The sequence below is a fragment of the Pseudomonas sp. WAC2 genome, from assembly GCF_030403525.1.
Lineage (GTDB): Bacteria > Pseudomonadota > Gammaproteobacteria > Pseudomonadales > Pseudomonadaceae > Chryseomonas > Chryseomonas luteola.
This window is the reverse complement of record NZ_JAUEPD010000002.1, coordinates 433,667-455,757: the sequence shown is the minus strand read 5'-3', so window position 1 is coordinate 455,757 and position 22,091 is coordinate 433,667. Positions and strand designations below refer to the sequence as shown.

Annotated in this window: 17 protein-coding genes; 9 read left to right on the top strand and 8 right to left on the bottom strand. The window is 58.0% G+C overall.

The features are described 5' to 3' along the window. Positions 1-3: 3 nt before the first annotated feature. Entirely contained in the window at positions 4-2,415 is a 2,412-nt protein-coding gene (locus tag QWJ10_RS06305) for a glycoside hydrolase family 65 protein (RefSeq protein WP_289924814.1), read from the bottom strand. Next, entirely contained in the window at positions 2,408-3,367 is a 960-nt protein-coding gene (locus QWJ10_RS06300; RefSeq protein ID WP_289924813.1) for a PfkB family carbohydrate kinase, read from the bottom strand. The genes QWJ10_RS06305 and QWJ10_RS06300 overlap by 8 nt, the downstream gene beginning before the upstream one ends. A 144-nt stretch (positions 3,368-3,511) precedes the next feature. On the opposite strand from QWJ10_RS06300, the gene QWJ10_RS06295 reads away from it, so the two are divergent. From QWJ10_RS06295 to QWJ10_RS06285, 3 genes are all read left to right on the top strand, one after another. Beyond that, complete coding sequence (locus QWJ10_RS06295) at positions 3,512-4,183, top strand: haloacid dehalogenase type II (RefSeq protein ID WP_289924812.1); 672 nt, start codon at positions 3,512-3,514, stop codon at positions 4,181-4,183. A 193-nt stretch (positions 4,184-4,376) separates the two neighbouring features. Beyond that, the gene (locus QWJ10_RS06290) at positions 4,377-4,655 is read left to right on the top strand and encodes a DUF3509 domain-containing protein (protein ID WP_010795059.1); all 279 of its coding nucleotides are present in this window, start codon (positions 4,377-4,379) and stop codon (positions 4,653-4,655) included. A 15-nt stretch (positions 4,656-4,670) separates the two neighbouring features. Next, positions 4,671-5,165 (top strand): hypothetical protein, encoded by a 495-nt coding sequence (locus QWJ10_RS06285; protein WP_289924811.1) that lies wholly within the window; start codon positions 4,671-4,673, stop codon positions 5,163-5,165. Between the two features lie 157 nt (positions 5,166-5,322). Here the strand turns inward: QWJ10_RS06285 and QWJ10_RS06280 are convergent, their stop codons facing one another. Together QWJ10_RS06280 and QWJ10_RS06275 are read right to left on the bottom strand one after the other, a co-directional pair. Then, entirely contained in the window at positions 5,323-5,610 is a 288-nt protein-coding gene (locus QWJ10_RS06280; protein WP_037029624.1) for a DUF3509 domain-containing protein, read from the bottom strand. A 224-nt stretch (positions 5,611-5,834) separates the two neighbouring features. Then, positions 5,835-6,077: a glutaredoxin family protein gene (locus QWJ10_RS06275; protein WP_289924810.1), complete on the bottom strand. Its 243-nt coding sequence runs from the start codon at positions 6,075-6,077 to the stop codon at positions 5,835-5,837. A gap of 194 nt (positions 6,078-6,271) precedes the next feature. Here QWJ10_RS06275 and QWJ10_RS06270 point away from each other — a divergent pair, with 194 nt between their 5' ends. From QWJ10_RS06270 to QWJ10_RS06245, 6 genes are all read left to right on the top strand, one after another. Further along, positions 6,272-8,227, top strand: coding sequence for a monovalent cation:proton antiporter family protein (locus tag QWJ10_RS06270; RefSeq protein WP_289924809.1), 1,956 nt, complete (start codon positions 6,272-6,274; stop codon positions 8,225-8,227). Positions 8,228-8,323: 96 nt separating this feature from the next. Then, positions 8,324-8,704 carry a DUF883 family protein gene (locus QWJ10_RS06265; protein ID WP_019365812.1) on the top strand — a complete coding sequence of 127 codons (381 nt, stop codon included), beginning with the start codon at positions 8,324-8,326 and terminating at the stop codon, positions 8,702-8,704. 16 nt (positions 8,705-8,720) lie between these two features. Continuing rightward, positions 8,721-9,116, top strand: coding sequence for a phage holin family protein (locus QWJ10_RS06260; RefSeq protein ID WP_010795065.1), 396 nt, complete (start codon positions 8,721-8,723; stop codon positions 9,114-9,116). Next, positions 9,113-9,466 carry a hypothetical protein gene (locus QWJ10_RS06255; RefSeq protein WP_010795066.1) on the top strand — a complete coding sequence of 118 codons (354 nt, stop codon included), beginning with the start codon at positions 9,113-9,115 and terminating at the stop codon, positions 9,464-9,466. The genes QWJ10_RS06260 and QWJ10_RS06255 overlap by 4 nt, the downstream gene beginning before the upstream one ends. Before the next feature lie 134 nt (positions 9,467-9,600). After that, complete coding sequence (locus QWJ10_RS06250; RefSeq protein WP_289924808.1) at positions 9,601-10,779, top strand: EAL domain-containing protein; 1,179 nt, start codon at positions 9,601-9,603, stop codon at positions 10,777-10,779. 110 nt (positions 10,780-10,889) lie between these two features. Next, a complete protein-coding gene (locus tag QWJ10_RS06245) occupies positions 10,890-12,221 on the top strand; it encodes a deoxyguanosinetriphosphate triphosphohydrolase (protein WP_019365814.1) in 1,332 nt (443 codons plus the stop codon). A 42-nt stretch (positions 12,222-12,263) separates the two neighbouring features. On the opposite strand, the gene QWJ10_RS06240 is transcribed toward QWJ10_RS06245, so the two are convergent. The 4 genes from QWJ10_RS06240 to bcsA are packed head-to-tail and all read right to left on the bottom strand — an operon-like array spanning position 12,264 to position 22,090. Beyond that, a complete protein-coding gene (locus QWJ10_RS06240; RefSeq protein WP_289925073.1) occupies positions 12,264-13,256 on the bottom strand; it encodes a glycosyl hydrolase family 8 in 993 nt (330 codons plus the stop codon). A 25-nt stretch (positions 13,257-13,281) separates the two neighbouring features. Next, the gene (locus QWJ10_RS06235) at positions 13,282-13,743 is read right to left on the bottom strand and encodes a hypothetical protein (protein WP_010795070.1); all 462 of its coding nucleotides are present in this window, start codon (positions 13,741-13,743) and stop codon (positions 13,282-13,284) included. Beyond that, entirely contained in the window at positions 13,743-17,714 is a 3,972-nt protein-coding gene (locus QWJ10_RS06230; protein WP_289924807.1) for a cellulose biosynthesis protein BcsC, read from the bottom strand. Before QWJ10_RS06230 ends, QWJ10_RS06235 begins: the two co-directional genes overlap by 1 nt. A gap of 2 nt (positions 17,715-17,716) precedes the next feature. Further along, a complete protein-coding gene (bcsA, locus tag QWJ10_RS06225; RefSeq protein ID WP_289924806.1) occupies positions 17,717-22,090 on the bottom strand; it encodes a UDP-forming cellulose synthase catalytic subunit in 4,374 nt (1,457 codons plus the stop codon). Between the last annotated feature and the right edge of the window lies 1 nt (position 22,091).

Genomic DNA, 22,091 nt, shown 5'->3' with positions numbered 1-22,091 from the left:
GACCTAGCGGCATGTCAAATGGATGACTTGGCCGGGTTTCAGGGAGAACCGGTTGTCCCAGTACTCGATACAAGCGTCGTGGCTGTTTCGAGGATCAGAAGATAAGGACAATATCCGGTCTTTCAACGCGACATTCAGCCGCACCCCTTTGTACTCGATATCCAACGAAACATTGTCCAGCGCAGCAGGAGGCGCAGGCATCACCTGTAAACAGGCCACACTGGGCACTATCCCCAGGTAATGCCGCTGCAGGACATCCAGCGACCCGGCCATAGCGCCCAAATGAATCCCTTCCTGAATGCCGCTATCAGAAGGTGCATCCAGATCGGTACGCAAGCTCTGCCTGAAGTAGTCCCAGGAGCGCTCCGCATCCAGGCGAGCCAACGCACCCGCACAAACCACTTTCGACAGACTGGATTCATGCGTGATACGTGCCAGGTAGTAGTCAGCCGTTCGCCGAATCTCAGCCAAATGCTCGATATAGCCCAAGCGCGCAAAAAGCCGCTCCAATTCCCGGGGCGGAAACAAGTAAAGCAGCATCAGCACATCGGCTTGCTTGGTCAGCTGATAATTATCGGTCTTGTCACCTTGAGCCTCCAGCATCCAATCCAGACGCGGCCGCCCATCTTGACGAAATTTTGGGGGCGGTGACTCCAGCCGGTCAAAGCCCTCAAACTGGCTGATCACGCCATCTCCCTGCACAGGGACATACAGCGTACGGCTGATCCGATCCCAATCCACTCGCTCCTGTGGCGTAACACCAAGCCGCTGTTGAAGTGCGTCGGCTTCCTCGTCAGGTAGTAGATCAAGTAATTCCAGAGCCAGGGCTAACACCCAGGACGCCATGACATTGGTATAGGCATTGTTATCGAGCCCCGGCACATCGGTATTGGGATACGCGTTGTGATACTCGTCGGGACCAATGACGCCTTCGATTACATAGCGCCCCCGCTCTGGATCAAAACGCACCATGCTGGCCCAGAAGCGAGCAATTTCCAGAATCAGCTCGCCGCCGTTGTGGCTCAACAGGGAGCGATCTCCTGTGGCGAGATACAACTGCCAGACATCATAGGCAATGGCTGAACCCACGTGCCGTTGCAGATAGGTATGGTCAGGCACCCAGTGATGGGACAATGGATTACATTGATAAGGCGGGGTTTCCTCCCCTCCGGTTCGCCCGCTTCTCCAGGGGAACATCGCCCCGCGATACCCGCTCCTGCGCGCCAACGCCCGTGCCATGTCGAGGCGGGCATAGCGGTAGTTCACTACCGTATGAGCAAGCTCTGGAAAGTGAGTGGCTAGAAAGGGCATGGCAAAGATCTCATCCCAGAAGATCTGCCCAAAATATCCTTCCTGCCAACCTCTGGCAGGCCATCCCATGTCCTGACCAAGACTGTTGGGCGAAAGCGCCTGAAGCACATGGAAACGGTGCAGGCGCAGGGGCAAGGCGAGATGATGCTCGGTCATCTGCATGGCCATACGGCTCCATAACCTGTGCCAATGGGCGGCATGCCGCTGCAGGACGCTATCAAAATCGGAGCGCCGACGGAGTTGGTCGAGCATAATCGAAAGCGTTATCCCACTGTCCTCATGACGCGGGATTTCACCCTCGACCCTGACCGTTACATATTTCTCGATGACCAGCGCTCTGCCTTCAGGCAGATCACAGGTAGCCTCAAGGCACAGGCAGTCGCCCATCACGGCCTGTTGCCAGGGACCAGCCGGCATACTTAGCCGGGTATGTGCCGCAACTGCTACCTCGCGGGACCGGTCATGCAGGGATGCCAACACCGCGGCGCCACCGTCAGCTTCGCTATGGAATCCAATGGTTTGCAGGCGTCGCCCCTCATAGGCTGCATCACGTTTGACCCCGGCATTTCTGACCCCGGCGTTGAGCGTCGAGCGCACCCGGACGCAGCCTCCCTCGGGTACGTACACCTCCCAGCGCAGTACACACAGATCAGGGTCGGCCATGCTGACCAGACGCGTCTCGCTCAACCGCACTTCACGCGTCGGCCCCATCATGAAAGTCATGTCGCGCCGCAGCGTGCCACGGTCCAGTGAAAGTACCTGGCGATAACGCTGAAGCTTGATAGAGGCCAGGTTGAACCACAGGTCATCATCCAGCGCGAACGTGAGTCCGAACGGATCAGGCAGGTTGACCAAGGCCGACATGGCGATGCGCTTCCCATTCACCCTGCGTGGCGCATCGTCATACCAACCCGCACGATAAAAACCGGGGTAGTGCTGGTCGTCCCCCTGGCTCAGACGGCTTGCGCTAAGTTCCGGTGCACTGGCCCGCATACTGAGCACACCATTGCCCAGTGCCAGAAGTGCTTCACGGCGACGTTCGTCCGAGGGCTTGTACTCATTGAATATGATCTCGGTGCGAGTTGTGTTGAACGCATCATTCATGGAGATTGCGTACCCCTGCTCTCAGCCGGTCCGCCTGCTGCTCCACCTCCTCGCGCGAAGGATAGGCAGGTTGCGAGCCGTATCCTTTTACTGCCAGGTTGGCAGCAGCAACGCCTCGCAAAGCGGCTTCCAGCGGTGCGAGGCCTTCCAGCAGGGCAATCGACAGAACGCCTGTGAACGCATCACCGGCCCCCGTGCTGTCCACTACATCAGCCTCTCCTGCCGGGATAAGCGCTGCGCCCTCCTTGGTTACCAGCACACAACCGCCATCTTCCAGCTTGATGCACACAATCGAGACGCCCCACTTATGAAGCGTTCGAGCCGCTTCCAAGGCCGATTCGGGAGAATCGATCGTGATGCCGGTGACTCCCTCGGCTTCGGAGGCATTGGGCGATACCGCCAGAACCTTGCTCAGCAATGCCTTTTCAACGCGGTCGGGAAAGGACAAGTCCATTACGACAGGAACGGTACGCTGGTCTGCCGCCTCGACAGCCTTACGCACTACCCAGGCAGGTATCTCATAGTCCACTGTCAGCAACGCCGGCGGAGCGGTCTGCCTGATCGCCTCAACCATGGCCTGGGCAGATGCCTCATCCCATTGATCGTTGGCGTTGGTTGCCAAAACGATCTGTTTCTTGCCTTTGGGCGGGTCCATGATGATGGAAACCCCGGTAGTCGCTCCGCGCGCCGTGCAAACCGAACCTATATCGACCCCTGCAGCCTGCAGAGGCGACAGGGCTTGTCTTGCCAGATCATCGTCTCCCACGCAGCCCAGCAGCCGAGACGTACATCCGAATACCGCACCCAAATAGGCTACGTTGGCCGCTTTGCCTCCCGAAAGGCGCACGTGGTCATGGGCGAGCAAGGTTTCGGCACTACCTGGCTCCTCATCGAGCCGCATTTGAAAGTCTGCATTGATGCTGCCCAGGGATAGCAATGTAGAGCGGGTCAAGGCGTTTCTCCCATGAGAATAAGAGCTCTAAGGAGGACTCGCCCCGATTGTTCAGGTTCGCTGAAAGCTCGTTTTTACCGATCGATTGCGCAACCAGGTGTAACAACAGGCTGTCCACCTTAGACCCATACGTAAGGAACACCCATGACCTGTTGCCTGTTCGATATCAATGAAACACTGCTGGATCTGGCAGGGTTGGATTCGGTCTTCTTCCAGACCTTTGGCTCATCCACAGCGCGTAGTGCCTGGTTTGCCCAGACGCTGCAGAACGCCATGACCGCTACGATTACCGGCCCTAGCATTTCATTCGAGGAAGCTGGGCAGGCTGCGCTGACCATGCTGGCGCAACGTGAACAGGTTCAGCTGTCAGAAGCCGATCGCCACCACGTTAAAACCGCCATGCGTATGCTGCCAGCGCACCCCGATGTCGAGCCAGCGCTTGAGCAGTTGCGCAAGTCAGGGGCTCGAATAGTCGCCCTGTCCAATAATGCACGCGAGCTGGTTGATGCCCAATTATCCGCCGCTGGACTGCGTGGCTATTTTGATGAAGTGCTTTCGGCAGAAGATGCTCAGACCCTGAAGCCGGATGCGCCTGCGTATCTCCAGGCTGCCAAAACCCTGAATACAGACCCGAAACAGCTGTGGCTGATTGCCGTGCATGCCTGGGACATCGCCGGCGCCCAACGCGCAGGCTTCAAGACCGCCCTGGTTTCACGCACCGCTCAACAGGTACCCAGCCCATTGGCGCCACCTACAGTTCAGGGTTCTGACCTGACGGCAGTCGTCGAACAGATACTGACCCTGGAGTCAGCCTGAATAGATGTTTCTATATGTTACTGATTCCTAAGCCCATCAGTGACTAATGCCGCGGCCTCCACGGCAGGCAGAGATCACAGCCAAACTGTATACCCATGCGCATCTGTCGCAGACAGAAAAAAAACGTAGAACTTTGCGGACCTGACCTATGTCAATGAAACCGTAACGTTGGTGTGGCTATCAGGTGAGGCATATGGATAATCCTTTTCAAGTTATCGCTGCGGCTTTCGAAGCTGATTACCGCGTCAATTTCCGTATTGAGCGCATGGATGGAAGCGTCACGCTGACCCTTTCGGACGATACCGGCACCAAGGCTCGTCGTCTGATTACCAAAGAGCAACTGCACACGCCGAAAAAGCTGGACCGCGTCATCGATGGCATTCGCCTGGGCATGGCGATCGACAGTGGCTGTGGTGTACCGGAGCTGTTGGCCTCCCTGTCGCCTTACAAGACGTATTCGATCTCCCGCTGAGCAAGTAGTAGCTGCATGTCTTCACCCAACGGCCTTGGTGGCGTCTCGATGACTTATGATCATGCTGAGTCGATCGGCGCGCCCTCCTCTTTTAATACGGTAATTCCGCTAGCTGACGCGACGAACCTGTCGTCCAAAGAAAATACGGTCGTTACCGACGCGATCATGGCGACACGCTATGCGTTGGCATGTGATGAGCTGGCAGACGCGTTGGCCCCGCTCAAAGTGTGGCCAACACTGACTGACCTGCAGGGAACATTTTCCTTTAGCGTGCTTGATCTCTACGGACGCGTTGCCTACCGCTCAACACGCATTCGTCAGGTGCAATACAGCGAACCCGGTTCGCTGAAAGGTACTGTCTCGGCAGCACGACGCGCGTTGACTGCGCAGGGCCTGGGTTTTCCAGTCTGGGATACAGGTCTTGAAAAACCGGGCACCTGTCCGGAGGAAACGACAGCCCCTGCAGATCTGCCTTGCAAGGGCTGTCGCTTGATGGGGTGTAAGTACTAGCGTCAATGGCCAGCCCTACTTTTTAGCGCAACAGCAACACCCGCCAGTGGCGGGTTTTTTGTTCTAAATCAACACGCATGACATCCAACAGGCAAAGCCTGCTGGATGTCGATTGAGCAAGAGCAATAACACGCTGTCATAGACAGACGCCTATGCCTCAATCAGCGTAACGCATTACGGTAGCGCCCGTGGCTCGCAAGGTAGCCAACGATTGCGGTGCCAACGCCCCCGCGCGAAGCGAGACGTCTTTGCGCATATCGTCGATCACGATTTGCAGCGCGCGGTCATCGCTTAGCTGGCGAGCGGAAATCACACGCGTAACTCGCGCATCGCTGCCCAAATCCTGTACGCAGAACACAACGCTTCCGTCAGGACGAGGCTCAGTTACCGAGCATTCGTAAGTTGGAAAGGCAGTCATCAGTTTTTCAGTTGCGCTATTCATCATTCCCCCATTCATTAAATAGTTTTACGTTTTATGAATGCGATGAGAAAGACAGTGACTTGGAAGCCAGAGTTCACAACAAAAACTTGAAATTCACGAAAAAATGCAATAGAAGTCGCGATCCTGCTGCTATCAATGCGCTATCTACTGGCAAAATGGGCGGTTTAAAGACGAAGCAGTAACATACAACTCCCTTCCTTGCCTCCATCAACAGTAATAAATCTGGCCTAATCCTGCGTAAAAAAGGTGGCGATCTGTTCGCAACTGAACGGCCAATCCAGCTCCCGTCCACTTTCCAGGTGACGCAGTACCGGAATTCGCATGCCGTACTGCTCTACGCCTCCGTCCAATTCCACAATATCAACGGCTTCGACCAGCAGACCATGCTCAACGAAGGGCGTCAGTACCCTTTCAGCGTCATGACAGAGGTGGCAGGCTGCGGTAACCAACAACTGACAATGTGGGCTCATGGCCACCTCCTAAACGTGCAACATCTTTCAGTATGGTACGGATTGAGCAAGCCAGGCATTGATATACCTCAATGGAGTTTACGCTGGCTCGTTTAGACTTTTGCTCATTACCACGGGGGCTTGGCGTATTCGAGGGGGAGATAACCCCTCATTGCGTGGTCGACTCAGTGACGTAACCTGACTGTGAGGCCTACGTGTTCATTGATCTTCTTTTGCTGTTGGCGGCGTCCCTGCTGGTCATCTCGCTAATACGCCGAGTCGGACTGCCGCCCTTGCTGGGCTATCTGTTTGTAGGTCTGGTCCTAGGCCCCAATGCCCTGGGCTGGGTTCAGCCGGATCAGTCTCTTCCCCTGATTGCCGAGATGGGCGTCGTATTTCTGCTTTTCATGCTAGGCCTGGAATTTTCCCTGCCTCGCATGCTGGCGTTGCGTCGGGTTGTCTTCGGGTTGGGCAGTTTCCAAGTTCTGCTATGCAGCATTCCGCTGGCACTGCTTCTGAATCTGCTGGGCGCCTCGCCCGGAACTGCCGCGTTGTTAGGGGTTGGACTGTCACTGTCCTCAACCGCCATCGTGACGCGAGAGCTTTCCACCTTGGGCGAAGTGCTGACGCCCCATGGTCAGAACACCATAGGCGTCCTGCTTTTTCAGGATGTAGTCGCGGTACTGCTTTTGACCCTGATTCCGGTCTTCAGCGGGCATGCCGATACCGTATGGTATTGGGCCCTTCCCCTTACTTTGGGCAAGACAGCCGTCCTGTTCATCACCCTATTGGCGGCCAGCCGCTGGCTCTTGCCTCCCCTGTTTCGTGAAATCGGCAGCTCCCGCTCCGCCGAGCTGTTTCTGCTGCTGGCATTGCTGATCGTCCTGCTCACCGCTTGGCTCACGCACCTGATGGGCCTTTCTATGGGCTTTGGCGCATTTCTGGCGGGGATGCTGCTGGGCGAGAGCCATTATCGGCATCAAGTCGAAGCGGATTTGCGGCCTTTCCGAGATGTGCTTCTAGGCCTGTTTTTTATTAGTGTCGGCATGCTGATCGATATACAGGTTGTCATACGTCAACCTGGTTTCGTACTGCTCCTGGTCCTGGCACTGGTCGTCCTGAAAGCACTCATCGTGGCACTGGTCGTTCGAAACCGCTTTGGCGATAACGCCACCGGCTGGCGCACGGGCGTGGCGCTGGCCCAGGGCAGCGAGTTCTGCTTTGCACTGGTGGCGCAGGCCAGGCAGGAAGCACTGGTGGAAGAAATGTTCTCCGGTGCGCTGTTGACGGCTGTTTTCATTTCCATGGCCATTGCGCCTGTGCTGCTGCGCAATGCTTCGCGGCTGGCCCGATCATTGGGGCTGGTCAGCCCGACACCCGTCTCGGACATAGCCAGTGCCAGTGAGGGCCTCGCCGGGCATGTCATCATCTGCGGCTTCGGCCGGGTCGGGCAGTCGATCGCCCGACTGCTGAGTCTGGAGAAAATACCGTTCACAGCGCTGGATAACGATCCTGTTCGGGTCCAGGAAGCCGTAGCTATCGAGGCAAGCGTTCATTATGGAGACTCCAGTCGTACCGAGCTCCTGGAGGCCGTAGGCATTGCCCATGCCCGCCTATTGGTTGTTGCGGTAGACGACCCATCCCGGGCGCTGGCCATTGTTCGCCTGGCCCGTCAGCAACGGGCGGATCTACCTATCCTGGTGCGCACACGAGACAGCAGCCTCAACGCCGACCTGCGCGCTGCAGGTGCCAGTGCCGTTGTTCCCGAACTGCTTGAGTCAAGCCTGATGCTGGGATCTCAGGCGCTACTTCTCCTGGGGTTATCGGAGCGCCACGTCCAGGAGCGTATCGACACTATCCGCCGGGAGCGCTACAGCCTGCTGCAAGGCTATTACCAAGGCGCACAAGCCGATGTGCTGGATGCTCACCGCAACAGCCGCATCATGCTGCATGCCATCTATCTTCCCGATAATGCCCATGCGGTCGGGCGGTCCCTGGGCTCTCTGGAGCTGGAGGCGCTGGGACTTAGTCTGGAAACCATCCGCCGTGACGGCACGGAGCTGATCATCACGCCCGAGCTACTCCTTAAAGCCCATGACACCGTGCTGCTCAAAGGGCCGGTCGCGGCGTTGGAGCAGGCCGAGGCCCGCTTGTTGGCCGGTATGTCATGAAAGAGCGACAAACGGAACCTTTGCGACCCAGACAGGTTCGAACCCGCTGAAGCAAATGAAATTCAATCTTTCACGATCTTTGCAAGGAGTATCGATATGACGATGGAAAGCGTTCTTCCACCCTCGCAGGAAGACCAGACCGATTCCAGCACTCAAAAGCAGACTCACCGTGAAAACCTGCGTAATGTTCAGAATGCAATTACTGCCGAGTTTTCTGCACTGATTGCAGATGCCGAGCGCCTGCTCAAAGGTTCGACATCGTCTTCGGGCGAGCAGATGGATGAAGCCCGCAGCCGCCTGACTGATACCCTGGCCCGCGCTCGCGAAACCCTGAAAGCCCAGCAGGCCTCCGTGTACGATCAAAGCCGTGCGGCCGTTCAGACCACTGAAGAATACGTTATCGAGCACCCACTGAAGTCCGTAGGCATCGCAGCCGGTATCGGCTTTGTAGTAGGCCTGTTATTCACCCGTCGCTGATAAAGGAGTGGGATGAATGGACATGACACCGCCGAATCCCCATGAAATACCAGACGAAGTACCTAAGCCGTCTCTGAAGCGGATGGCAGGTGCGGCAGTCGGTCTGGTCCAGAGTCACCTCGAGCTGCTGGGTATCGAGGTTCAGGAAGAGAAGGTTCGCACCTTCAAGCTGTTCCTGCTGACCGGCCTGAGCCTGATTTTCGGTTTGCTAGTCCTGGTGGGGCTATCGGCGGCCGTCATCATTGCGTTCTGGGATACTCACCGTTTGCTGGCAACCCTTCTGCTTTCCGCCGCTTACGCCGTCGCGATGGCGCTGTGTGTCTGGAAGGCCATGAGCCTGATAAAGGGGAATCCTCCGTTCCATGCCACGCTTGAAGAGCTGGCCCGTAATCGGGAGCGCCTACTGCCATGAACCAACCTCTAACGGCGGCTGTTGGCCGTCAGAAGCGTAAGGAAATGGTACGGCTGCGCATGGAGCTGTACCGTCAGCAGATCGTTTACAACGCCGAGCCCTTGCACAATCCGCTCGGGACCTTGAAGGAGATGGTTCGTCCCAAGGACGTGGTCACTCAGTCCAAGGGGCCGTTGGTGATTGGTGCGACGCTGCTTCTATCGTTGTTTGGTAAGCGCCTGGGGCCCATTGGACGCCTGGCGCGGATAGGTCTTGCCGTGTATCCCTTCGTCAAGCGTTACCAGACCGTGCGTCATAATCAGCACGCGCAGCACGCGGCGCAACAGGGTACTCATCACCCTTACCCTTAGGAATACTGGCGCACGGATGCGCCATATGCCTGCTCTATCCTAGCGAATATTGGCCGCATTCTTGCGAGAGAAAAGAGACCCTCTTTTCAACCTCAGGTCAGCTCACGGCAGACCTAATCCGCAGGAAGGACCCCGTGCTCACAGGATACCCTCTCGCCTTTTTCCAACCCTTCATCGATACCGCAACCGGACAGATCGCTGGCGTAGAAGCCTTGGGCCGCCTGCATCAGGCAGACGGTAGCTGTCAGTCGGTAGGCCCACTGTTCGCGTCCCGTACGGTTTCCCCCATAGACCTGCGCCAGTTAGATCGAGACATCCGTGATAATGCCCTGAGCCGCTTCCGCGACGCGCCACCAGACTGGTTTCTGAGCTTGAATATTTCCCCCCGCTGGATCAGCCACGCCCGTGCGGATCACCCATTGCCGAGCCTGAAGCAGGTCGAACGCCAGGGGATTGACCCTCAGCGTATCGTGTTTGAGATCACCGAGTTGGCAGGTAATCAACAACGCTTATTGGACGTGGTTCATCGCTACCGTACCGCCGGTGCTAGAATCGCCATTGATGACTTTGGTGCAGGCTATTCGCAGCTGGATCGCGTCATGGACCTGGCACCGGATATCCTCAAGCTCGACATGCGCCTGTTCCAAGCCGCGGCCAGGGGTGGACCCAGTGGTGAAGTCGTCAGAGCCATGGCCCTGATGGCTGAGAAGATCGGCTGCTGGATCATTGCCGAAGGGGTTGAGACGGAAGAAGAGCTTGATTTCGCACTGGAATGTGGCGCTCGCTACATACAAGGCTTTCTTTTTGCGCAAGCGGCTGATCAGTTTCAACCAACCGGGACCCATGTCGAGCGCTTTGCGGCCCTGCGAACACGTTATGTGCAGCGCAAGCTACGAGAGCGTACAAGGCTCATGATGTTGCGCCAGCAACTGGCCCGTTTTATCCAGGAGGTGCGTCCCTGGGCAGAAAACAGGTCAATGATCAGCGCACTTCCCCTTCCCCACGACCTGCCCTGGCTTCTGCGCCTGTATCAGTGCGATCGACATGGCACCCAGATAAGCCCGAATCTGGAATGGAACGGCATGTTCTGGCAGGAAAATCGTCGCTACCTGAACCACAACTGGTCATGGCGCCCGTACTTCTACAGCCTGCTTGCCGAGGGCGTGGATGAGCGCCGCCTGAATCTCTCCACCACCTACCGGGACGCCACTACCAACCAGTACTGCATGACGGCAGGCCAGTTCATTGCCCAGGGGCAGCGGCTTCTGCTGATCGACATTGACGCCTCGCTTTTGACGGAGCCTCAGACCTGAAAACCTGCCTGATCGAGAACGGTCTATCGTGTAAGCATTGCCCCAGTATCGCCTACAGGCACAAGCCTGCTAGGGTACGTCACACGAAAACCGTTGTTGCGAGGTAGGCCTTGGACTGGCAAACACTTCTAACCCGTGAGCGCCTCGGCAAGGCTGTGCACAGCACCGCCGAACTGGGCCGCAGCCCGTTTCACAAAGATCACGACCGTATCATTTTCTCAGGCGCCTTTCGCCGCCTGGGACGCAAGACGCAGGTGCATCCGGTCAGCAGCAACGACCATATCCATACCCGACTGACCCACAGCCTTGAAGTCGCCTGTGTAGGCCGCTCGCTCGGTATGCGTGTAGGCGAAAGCCTGCGTCATCAGTTGCCGGACTGGTGCGAACCCAGCGATCTAGGGGTAATCGTGCAGTCAGCGTGCCTGGCGCACGACATCGGCAATCCTCCCTTCGGACACTCGGGGGAAGATGCGATTCGCCACTGGTTCGCCCAAGCGGCCGGCCGTGGCTGGCTGGATGACATGAGCGACATCGAGCGCGACGATTTCCTGCACTTCGAAGGCAATGCCCAAGGCTTTCGTGTCCTGACACAGCTGGAGTACCACCAGTTCGATGGAGGCACACGCCTCACGTATGCCACATTGGGGACTTACTTGAAGTACCCCTGGACGTCCCGCTATGCCGAGGCACCCGGCTACAAGAAACACAAGTTTGGCTGCTACCAGAGCGAGCTGCCGCTGCTTGAACAGATTGCCGGCAAATTGGGTATTCCCCTGCTTGGCGAGGAGCGTTGGGCGCGGCATCCGCTGGTCTATCTGATGGAAGCGGCCGATGACATTTGCTATGCGCTGATCGACCTGGAAGATGGGTTGGAAATGGATCTGCTTACCTATGCCGAAGTGGAAGCCCTGCTGCTGGGCCTCGTAGGCGATGATCTGCCCGAAACCTATCGCCAGCTCGGCCCACAGGACTCACGTCGGCGCAAGCTGGCCATCTTGCGTGGCAAGGCCATCGAACACCTGACTAATGCCACGGCACGCGCCTTTGTCGAACAACAGGACGCCCTGCTGGCCGGTACCCTGAAGGATGATCTGGTCGAACACATGGATGGTCCCGCCAAGCTGTGCGTGCAGCGTGCCAAAGCCATGGCCCGGGAAAAAATCTTCCAGGACAAGCGCAAGACACTGCATGAAATCGGTGCCTATACCACGCTTGAAATTCTGCTCAATGCGTTTTGTGGCGCAGCGCTTGAACAGCATCGCGGCCGTGAGCCGTCCTTCAAGCACCGGCGCATTCTGGACCTGTTAGGCAACAGCGCGCCGGACCCAAACTGGCCGCTGCACCGCTCGTTCATGCGGGTAATCGATTTTATCGCCGGCATGACGGACAGCTACGCCACCGAAATGGCCCGCGAGATGACAGGACGCTCAAGCCCTGTTTGACCATGCTCTTCAGCCGCTCATGAAAACGAGCGGCTGAAGAGTTCAGCGAGCCTTGCCGCAGTTACCCTGCGCTATCTGGCTGAGCATCAGCAGGGACGAGGAATAATAATCCTCCTGCTTCAACACTTCCGCCTGCAAGGATTGCGGCTGACCATCGAGCAGCGCGCGAATACCCAGCACTCCCCAGGAGGCCGCATAGGGTGCAACCTCACCAGAGGCCAGATCGACCCAGGCAGGCGGTGAAGCCGGATCCTTGCTGTGCCAGAACGTACTGACCGCGCGCCACTCACCGCGCTTGCCAAGTTCTGCCCAGGCGCCATACAGCGGCACGCGGACGGCATCGAATCCAAAGCGTGACGGCCAGCCTTCGGCAGGCTTCAGGGTGCCGTCAGCTCCCAGGGCGATCCAGTCAGATGGTAATTTGGCCTCACCAAACTGCGCGGCTTGAAGTAATTGCGTGCCGCTCTGGAAAAGCGCCGTCCAGGGACCTTCCGGTTCGATCCGCGCAAAGGCTTGCAAGGCAGGAAAGATCCAGTACGACAGGTTGATAACGGTTCCGTCTGGACGCTTGAACCCTTCCAGGCCTGGCAGCAGCAGCGTATAGCCCTGGTCGCGCTGGATCAGATGCGCTGCAATGGCGTCACGAATCTGTTTCGAAGCCTTTGCATAGGCAGGGTTCTGCCAACGCTCCCCTGCTTGCTGCAAGGCCCAGGCGATAAGGAGGTCCCCATCGGATGCGTTATTGCGATCGGTGACGGCAGGATTTGCCTTTGGGTCGTATCTCCACGAGAACAATCGGTCCTCACGCTGCAGGGTCTGCTTCGTCCAGCTCCAAAGACGGTCAAACGCCCTGCGATCACCATTGACCTCCGCAATCAGCATCGCGTAGCCCTGGCCCTCGGAATGGCTGATGCCCTGGTTACCCGTATCGGTAACACGTCCTTGCACCGTCACGAACCGCTGCTGATAGATGTCCCAACCCTGCTGGCAGCTCAAGGGCTCACCTGAGGCAAGGGCTGAGGCCAGACAAAGCACAGCCAGGAGGACACATCGCCATGTTCTAACCTGCACAGCGAAACACCAGCGCGCCTTCGGGCGATTCCAGCAGACGAACCTGCAGCCGATGCTCCTCTCCCTGCGCCTGGAATATGTACTCATATAGACCCTCCAATACGGCAGCCAGGCTCCGGGTCCAGCGCTCGGAAGACTCAAGTATTGGATAGCCACCGTGCACGATCTCGATGGCCTTGCCCTGCACGCCAAAGCGTACCCAGCCCCAATCCATGGCCTTCCAGCGCTCGTTGACAACCCTCTCCAATGCCTCAAGTGTAGGCTGCTCGCTTAACGCCATGGATTCGCCCAGGCGAGCCCCTACCAGTCGCAGAAAACCCAGCGCATCGGTACTGCCAGCCGACTCATACATCTGGTTGATCAGCGTCAGAATAAGGCTGCCCCACCGCCCCCGCTCTTCTCGCGTGGACAAATAGGCAAGCGTCGCCTGTTCAATATCCTTGGACTGCATTACGGCAGGTTCTCCAGGTTGTGTTTCAAGTAGAGTTGTCCTGTGGTTTCGGAGTAATCACCAAAGGTATCGTAACTCAGCGCGCCGCCTACCTTGGTCTGCTTGCCCAGGCTGTATTCGAGTTTAGCGCCCGCATTCAGCGCAAGCCCGCTGTCACTGCTGCCCTTGTATCGGGCGCTGCTGACATAGCCCTGCCCTGCAAGGAACTCCATGCTCGATTGTAAGGCCTTGTCGGTCGGGAAGTAGTCCTCACTCTTCTGATTGAACGCCTGAAATCCGGGCGCCACGTTGAATTTCATGTCCCATTTGTCGTTGTACTTGGCGGTGTATTCGATCGGGAACGAGACGCCTACGTAATTTTGTGGGCTGAAATACCCGCCATGCCCGACGGTATAGCCGCTCAGATTCTTGTCAAAGCTATTCCAGCCGAGGTGAATCCCTGTCTTGAGCTCACGGTCAGTCTCATGGATGGGGCGAACGTAGGCACCGGCATGGACTCCCAGGGCCTGGTTATCGGCAACGCCTTCTCCACGATAGATAAAGTAGTCGCCACCATAGTAAGCCCCTACATCGCCATCGTCGTAACTGTACTCAGCCGCTATACCGGTCTTGGTGACGCCACCCCAGCGCTTGCCCGTCAGCGGGTCCTTGGCTCCTGCATAGGACAAGACGCTGTCTGTTACTGCGCGCCGTTCGACGGCCAGGGACAACTTGCCGTTATCCCCGACCTTGGGCGTCCATTTGAACCCTCCTACCAGGTTTTGCTTCTCAAACCCGAGCGGGGTCGTGCCGACATCTGCCTGGAATTGTTCATGCCTGATTGCGGCGCTAAGCGCTACCCCGGAGTCGGACTGCGAACCCGGCTCGTAGGGCGCCATCACGGCGCTGGCGCGGTTATTGACAAGGCTTTCGAGCAAAGCGCGACCTTTTCCACCCAGCGCATTGCCGGTATCCGCGTTCAACAGCTCATTACGCACACTTTGCGCAGCGGTTTGCCGGTCAGCCGCCGTCATGTTGGTTCGGCTGTAATTGACGCTTTCGAGAAAATGCGTCGTAACCTTCTGCTCGAAGTTGAACGCCATCTGCCGATAGAGACTACCGGAGCCAAACCGGTTGGCGCTGTCGCCCTCCACCGACCCTGCGCTGACAGAAACAGGCATGGCGGTAAGCTCCAGCCGGGTATTACCGAACGGCACCAGCGAGACCGTCAACGGCGCATTGACTTCAGTCAGCCTGCTCAGGCCGGTATCGCCATCCCGTGCACGAATGTTCATGCCTCCTTGGATGAAGGGCATCCGCGCCTGTTGAAGATCCGCCAAGGTTCGCTGAATATCGGTCATCAATGGATCAGCTGGTAGACCTGAAGAGGCTCGCTGCGTGTGCAGATAGCCTGGAACAGCAGAATCAGCGCCTGCATCGGCCAGTATCAAAGGCGAGCCAGCCACCGCATACTCCTTGCGGAATGGATTGCCTTGCCCCAAGGCGGCCAACTCGGCAGACGAACCAGACGCCTGAGGTACTACGCCGTGTTGCTTGCGCTGAGCCGCTTTCAGAAGCTCGATGGCGGTGTCTGTCTTACCCTGAGCCTGGGCGATACGGGCTGAGAGGTAAAGCGAGGTGGCATCGTCAGTACGCCCGGCTTTCTTGAGAATGGCCGATGCGCGTGCCGGATCGTTCAATGCCAGAGCGGCATTCACACTACCCTTTATGGCGTCCTCGTTGGCAGGGGTCTGCGCCAGTACGTATTCGTACACACCCAGCGCCTCCTTGGGCATGTGTCCGCCATCATAGAGGCGTCCCATCGCTAACAGCAGATCCGGGTCGCGCGGCGACTGCGCCAATGCAGCCATTAACAGGTCATACGCTCCGGCACTGTCGCCGCGCTTGCGCATCCAGTCCGCCTGATTGACAGCAATTCCCCGGCGCAAGCCGACCAGGCTGGCCTCATCCACTGCCGATAACCGTCCGCGACGCTCCAGCTGGTGCAGCAGCAGATCGGCTTCGGTCGTTTGACCGGCCTGACTCAACACTGAAACGACAGGCACATAATGGGTAACAGGCTGCTGGCCATCGTCACGCTGGAATTCCCTGACCAGCGACAATGCCCAGGCCGTTTGCCCCATATCGACCAGCGCCTGGGCCACAGCGCCGCGCCCGCCAAGGTCCGAAGGCGCATTATCATAAAGTTCACGCAGCGCCTGGCGCGCCTGGACTGCATTACCACCCGCAACGATCCGACGCGCACGGGCGATACGGCTGTTTATTTCGGTGCGCGCGATCAACTGAAGCATGTCCGGGGTACGAGCCGGCAAAGGGACACGCTCGATATAGCGCTGGGCATCCTCCCAGCGCACCTGCTCAATGGCGAATACGGCGGCGGCGTGCAAGGCTTCCGGATCGTTGCGGCGCGTATCCGGCTCCATAAGCGCCTGGGCCTGTACCGGGTCGGAACCGTGCAACAGCCGTGCATAGGCCAGGCGGATCCAGGGACTGTTTGGCGCAATGGCTAGGGCCTGCGCATAGAGTTTCAGCGCTTGTTCATTATTACCGGCCACGGATGCCTTGCGGGCACGCTCGCTCAAGGCCTGCGCTTCTACCTGCTCAAGGCTGCCTGCTGCCTGTTTGGCCATGGCAGGGTGCGCCTTGAGTAACGCCAACACCTCGGCACTGCGTTGTTGCATGAGATAGCTGTTGTACAGCCCCAACCCCGCGGCAGTGTCATCCGGGCGCGCGCTCAATAGAGGTTTATAAACGGCTTCCGCCTCGGCTGCTTTGCTATTACGCAGCAGAATATCGCCATAAAGCAGCTTGCCCGAGCGCCCCTGCTCACCTGTTGCCTGCGCCAGCGCCCGGGCCTGCTGCTCAGCCTCCATCAGGCGGCCCCGGTCACGTAAAGCACGCACGGCGGTGAGTCGACCGTAAAAATCGGCATTAGCTACGGCCTCCGCCCAACGAGCACGTTGCGTCGGATCAAGCTGACTGGCCCGCTCAAGGCTGCGCTTGGCCGCTTCGTAATCCTGGGCGCGCAATTGGATGATCCCCAGGCCGCCCCAGGCCTCGGCATCCTGTGGATCTTCCTGAAGCGCCTGCTGAAATTTACGGGCAGCCACATCGAGCCTACCTGCGTTCAAATCCTTGAAGGCTGCTGCCCTTGCCTGCCCCTGGGCGCTCTCGGCCTGAGCGTTGACCACCGTCATGAAGTGCTGAACGACATCGGCATCATTCGGATTGACCTGGGCGTAGCGCTCATACAGCGCCTGATCGGAAGATTCCGCGCCCAGCCACAGCAGCGCCTGTCGCCAGGATTTACGCGCTTCAGGCATCGAGCCTGACAGTTCGGCCAACTGATGGATGCCCTCCCGCCGCGTCTCGTCCCGGTAGGTCAGCGCCTCGGCAAGCGCCAGACGCGCCTTGAGGTCGGCTGGATTGCGGCGAACCTGCTGCTCCAACCCCTCGCGTCCCTGCACCCAACCGGTTTTTGTGCCTGCAAGCGTCTGGTAGTACTCAAGCGCCAAGTCTTCTGGCGGAGGATTGCCATTGAAAAGCGTCCTGTAGCGCAGGGCAGCCTCGTCAGTTTTACCTTGGCTTGCCAGCTGACGTATTTGCGGCAACTCGCTGCGATCAATCGTCTTGGCCTGCGCCTGGTTTTGCAGGGTCTCGATGCGGGCGCTGTCCGGGTGCAGTTGTTTGAGTTTCTGCAACCAGCCTTCGTAGGCCGCCCTGTCAGTACCCAGGGCAAGCTGAGCCTGGCGGTACAGGACCTTCTCGGATGCCGGATCAACCTGTAAAGCACGGTCGAGCGCCTGACGAGCCATGTCCGGCCGGTTGCGGCTCTGCCAAAAGCTGGCTTGCTGTAGCAAAACGTCTATACCCTGATTTGCAATCGCCGTATCAGGCAGATTGGCATAGGTCATTCCGCTGAGCGCGCACAGCACCGCGACCGATAAGGTTTTCAGCGCATACTTCGGCATGATCAATTCCTTTTGCCCAGTCGCTTGTGGGCCTGAAGCCTGAGCAGTGTGTGAAGCCCAAATGCCGCCAGCACTGCGGCAAGCAACAACAACCCCATCAGGACCAAGGGCCGCTCACTGAACAGCCAGCGCACATACATGAACCAAGGCAACTCACCATAGGTAAAGCGCAGCCCGGTACGAAAGCTCTCCACCTGACCATCACGGCCAAACAAGGCGATATCGCCTCTGATCTCGGCGCTGTGTTCCGGGCTGTTCAAATAGGTAATTACATTAGGCAGGCGTTCTGGCTGGCTAGCCAATGCCATCACAACGACGCGCTTGCTGTTGAGAGGTGACTGGCGGCTGACAAACCCCTGAAAATCCCTATAGCCCGCCAGCGTGCGGTCGGCTGCATCCATCTGGCGATCCCAGTCGCCCAGCAATACTGTTTCAAGCATGCCGGTTGGCGTGAGCGGCTCGATACGAAGCCGGTTCTGGGTGAGTGTGAAGGACGAGCCCTGGAACAGCGTCTTGAAATCCAGCCGATCACTGATCTGGCCGACCACCAGCCAGTCGCGGTCCGCGACTTCAGGCAGACGTGTGGTTCCCAAGAGCACAGTTGCGTTAAGGGCAGGATAGCCCGTGGCATCACCGAAACGCCCCATCAGCGTCAATAAGGCCTCAATCTCACTGGCGCGAGGTGAATGAGGCAGAATGAGCGCCGTCTGGGAAAGATCGGCCATACGTGTAAAGGGAAAGCCGGCGCCAACGAAGAAAGACAGGTTGGGCAGCTGTGAAAAGTGCTTGGCTCCGCTCAGGTCAATCACTGAGTCGCCGTCAATGTAGCTATGCGCTGACTCCGGCAGCACGAGGTTGCAGTCTTCGGTGCTGGTGACCTGCTGGTTGTAGTAAAACCCTAGCTGGTTATCGCCATAGATCAAATACGGTGGCACTTCGATCACTGCATCTTCCTGGCGGCTGGGGTAGCCCAGCAGTGACTTTACCTTTTCATACAGGCCCGGCTTGAGTACCGATACTGAACTCAGGTATTGCCCGTTAAGTGAGACATCCAGTCGGGAGCGTGCGGCGTCGTACCAATCCCCTTCGGGGAAGCGAAACCGTATGCGCATCGGCACATTGTCGCCTTCCCAGAGAAAGTTATCGGGTGCAGCGCGAAAACCTATCTTGATGACGCCTGGAAAGAGATTGTCGCTGGTCAGCGCCTCAGGCTTTGCCAGATCAGCGAAGCGGGTAACCTGGTTGGAGATCCAGCGTGGCGCATCGTAAGGCCGGCGGGCCGGGATCGAAAACGCCGCTAAATTAGCAGCTTCCCCTTTCAGACGATCCGATCTCAGTACCAGATTCTGAGCGGCAACGCGGACTTCCGATGCATCACGCCCCAGCACCAGCAGGAGCTTGCCCAGGGAATCACGGGGGTTATCGACCACGGCCAGCATAGGACCCTCAATCGCTGGCAGGGTCAAACCTGTAAAGGATTCGCGGGCCGTGCCAATGAGAACGGCATTCCCCATCGGCAGCTCATTGAAGCTGACCGGAAATTCAGCGCCACGAAAGCGGGACTGCATACCAAACCAGGAGGCGACCATCGCAGCGCCTTCTATCTCACCCGCTTCAGGTTGATCGGGCAGTACCACAGGCAGGCGCAGGCGGCTTATATCCGCTTCATCGAAAAATGGTGCCGGCAGCAATGCCAGATCGCGCGTAATAGGCAGCCTTTCCAAGGCCAGTTCCAGCGTGGAAGCAGAGTCTATTCTAGCCCACAGCGCAGGATGCAATGGGTTCTCACACTGCTGTGAATAATGCGCATCGAGGCGCAGGTTCAGCCGGTTATAAGGCAGGAGAAGTAGTGGATTGATGGGCAGATCGACGTCCAGTCCCGAGGCGGTAGCAGGTACCAATGGAATGTTCTGAATCAGCTCATCGTTGACCGATACCTGCAGGATGCTGCTCTCGGCTAAAAGCTTGTCGGAATAGCTGAGGCGCAGGTGCAGCGTCGCGCCTGTAACCACCTGCTGGCGGTTGATGGAAAAAGCTACGCCAGCTTCCCCTCGCCGCCCCTTCAAGATCAGTGCATCGGACACGCCCAACCGGCTAAGGCTGATCGATTCAACCCTGCCGGGCATAGCAGGCATGCCAGCAGAGGTTATTGTATTGACGGGTGGCGGCAAGGCCGGGAGCGGCGGAAGGGGCTGCTCATCAGCCTTGGACGGCAAGGAAATAATGCATAGCACAGCAACGACCACCAGGGCGGCGGTAGGCATTAGCGCCCTGGCAAATCCCCGTGGCTTGCGAGCATTGGTTGCGTTGCCGGGCGAGCGTCTGGTCGGCCGCCTGACCAGTAGCGCGCCCGATCGGATCACATTCCACAATGAGCGCAGCGGGTTATCTTCCTGTGTCGGGTGCGTCTTGAGCCAGGCATCTGGCCGCCCCATGACGATAGCCACCAAATCGCGGCGTTGGGCAATCGAGAGGGGTTTGTAACGCAACTGCACATAGCCATCGCGGACATTGACCATCTCTGTGCCCAGGATCAGAGGCGACTCGCCATACTGGATCTCGATCTCCTCGACTGGCGCGGACAACTCACCCCCCTTGTAACGAAGCCGCGCACCGCCCATGGAAATATCCACCGACTCGCTGCGCACCACACGGCCATCGGCCAGGTACATGAGAATCGGCAGATTGACAGCGAGCCGCACGGTCTGGCGCACCTGCCGGGTCTCGAGTGCCGCTGCAATGGCCGCCAACAGGATCAACATGTTGAAGACTGTCCAGCCAATGTTGAGCATCAGCGTGAACAGATCCGGCCGAATTGCTTCGATCCAGAAATACTTGGCAATACCAAACAGGATGCCAGCACACAAAAAGCCCACCGTAATCAGGTGCGGCTTCACCACAGGAAAATCAAAGAAGCCCCGGTCCAGCAGATCGCCCTTGTCCGTCACGTTGAACTTGCCCTTCCTCGGGTTGAACAGCGTATAGAGCGTGGGCTTGATCAGGTGAAAGGCCAGCACCGTCTCGTAGATTTCCCCCCAGAAGGAATGACGGTGTTTACCCTGGATACGGGCGTTTGTCAGGATCGACAGCACCAGATGCGGCAACGCATAGGCAAAAATGGTCTGCGCCGAGGCAGCGATGATGTTCTGCCCCAGCAGCAGGAAGGCCAGCGGCGATGTCAGGAAGACAAAGCGCGGCAGGGCAAACTGGAAATGCAGCATGGCGTTCAGATAGCAGAGCCGCTGAGGCAATGCCAGGCCCCTCCCGAGCAGCGGGTTATCCAGCCGGAAGATCTGCGTCATGCCTCGCGCCCAGCGCATACGCTGACCGACATGCAAGGCCAGGCGCTCTGTTGAAAGGCCTGCTGCCATGGGGATGCTGATAAAGGCGGTATTCCATCCCTTGCGCTGCAGCTTGAGCGCCGTATGCGCGTCTTCGGTTACGGTCTCGACGGCAAATCCGTTCGTATCTTCTAAGGCCTTGCGGCGGATGATAGCGCAAGAACCGCAAAAGAACGTGGCATTCCACAGGTCGTTGCCCTTCTGAATCGGGCCATAGAACAGCTCATCCTCACTGGGAACCTTGCCCTGGGTACTGAGGTTGCGGGCAAACGGGTCTGGCGAATAGAAGTGATGTGGCGTCTGCACCAAAGCGAGTTTAGGGTCATCGAGGAACTGCCCGACCGTGGCCTGCAGGAAAACCCGGGTCGTGACGTGATCGCAGTCGAAGATGCAGATCAGGTCGCCCTGGGTCTTGGTCATCGCATGGTTGAGATTACCGGCCTTCGCATGATTGTTGTCCGGCCGAACGATATATCCCACGCCTGCGGCAGCGGCATATGCACCAAATTCGGGTCGGCGACCATCATCGAGTACATAGATCCTGAGCTTGTCGGCCGGGTAATTCAGATTCTGGGCAGCCAGGATCGTATCCTGTACTACGCTCAGGCTCTCGTTATAGGTCGGAATGTAGACATCCACGCTTGGCCACACCGAGGTATCGGCTGGCAGACGGCTGGGCCTGCGCTCAAGCGGCCATGCACTTTGGAAATAGCCCAACAGCAGGATAATCCAGGCATAGACCTCGGCCAGGTACAGACCGATGCCCAGAACCCACTCCACGCCATTGCTGAAATGCAGCGTCTCGGTGGTACGCCAGTAGAGATAACGTGTCGAAAGCGTGATCGAAATGACCACCAGCGTCAGGGTGATTCGAGAGGATGGGTTGCGCTTGAGCACCATCGTAAACAGGATGGCAGCCACGCTTAGCAGCAGCTGCATCTCGATACTCATCGGCACCATGATGATCAGTGCAAGGATAGGCAACGCCAGAACAACAAGCCCGCTGGCTGCGAGCTTTCCGACTCCAGAATTCATC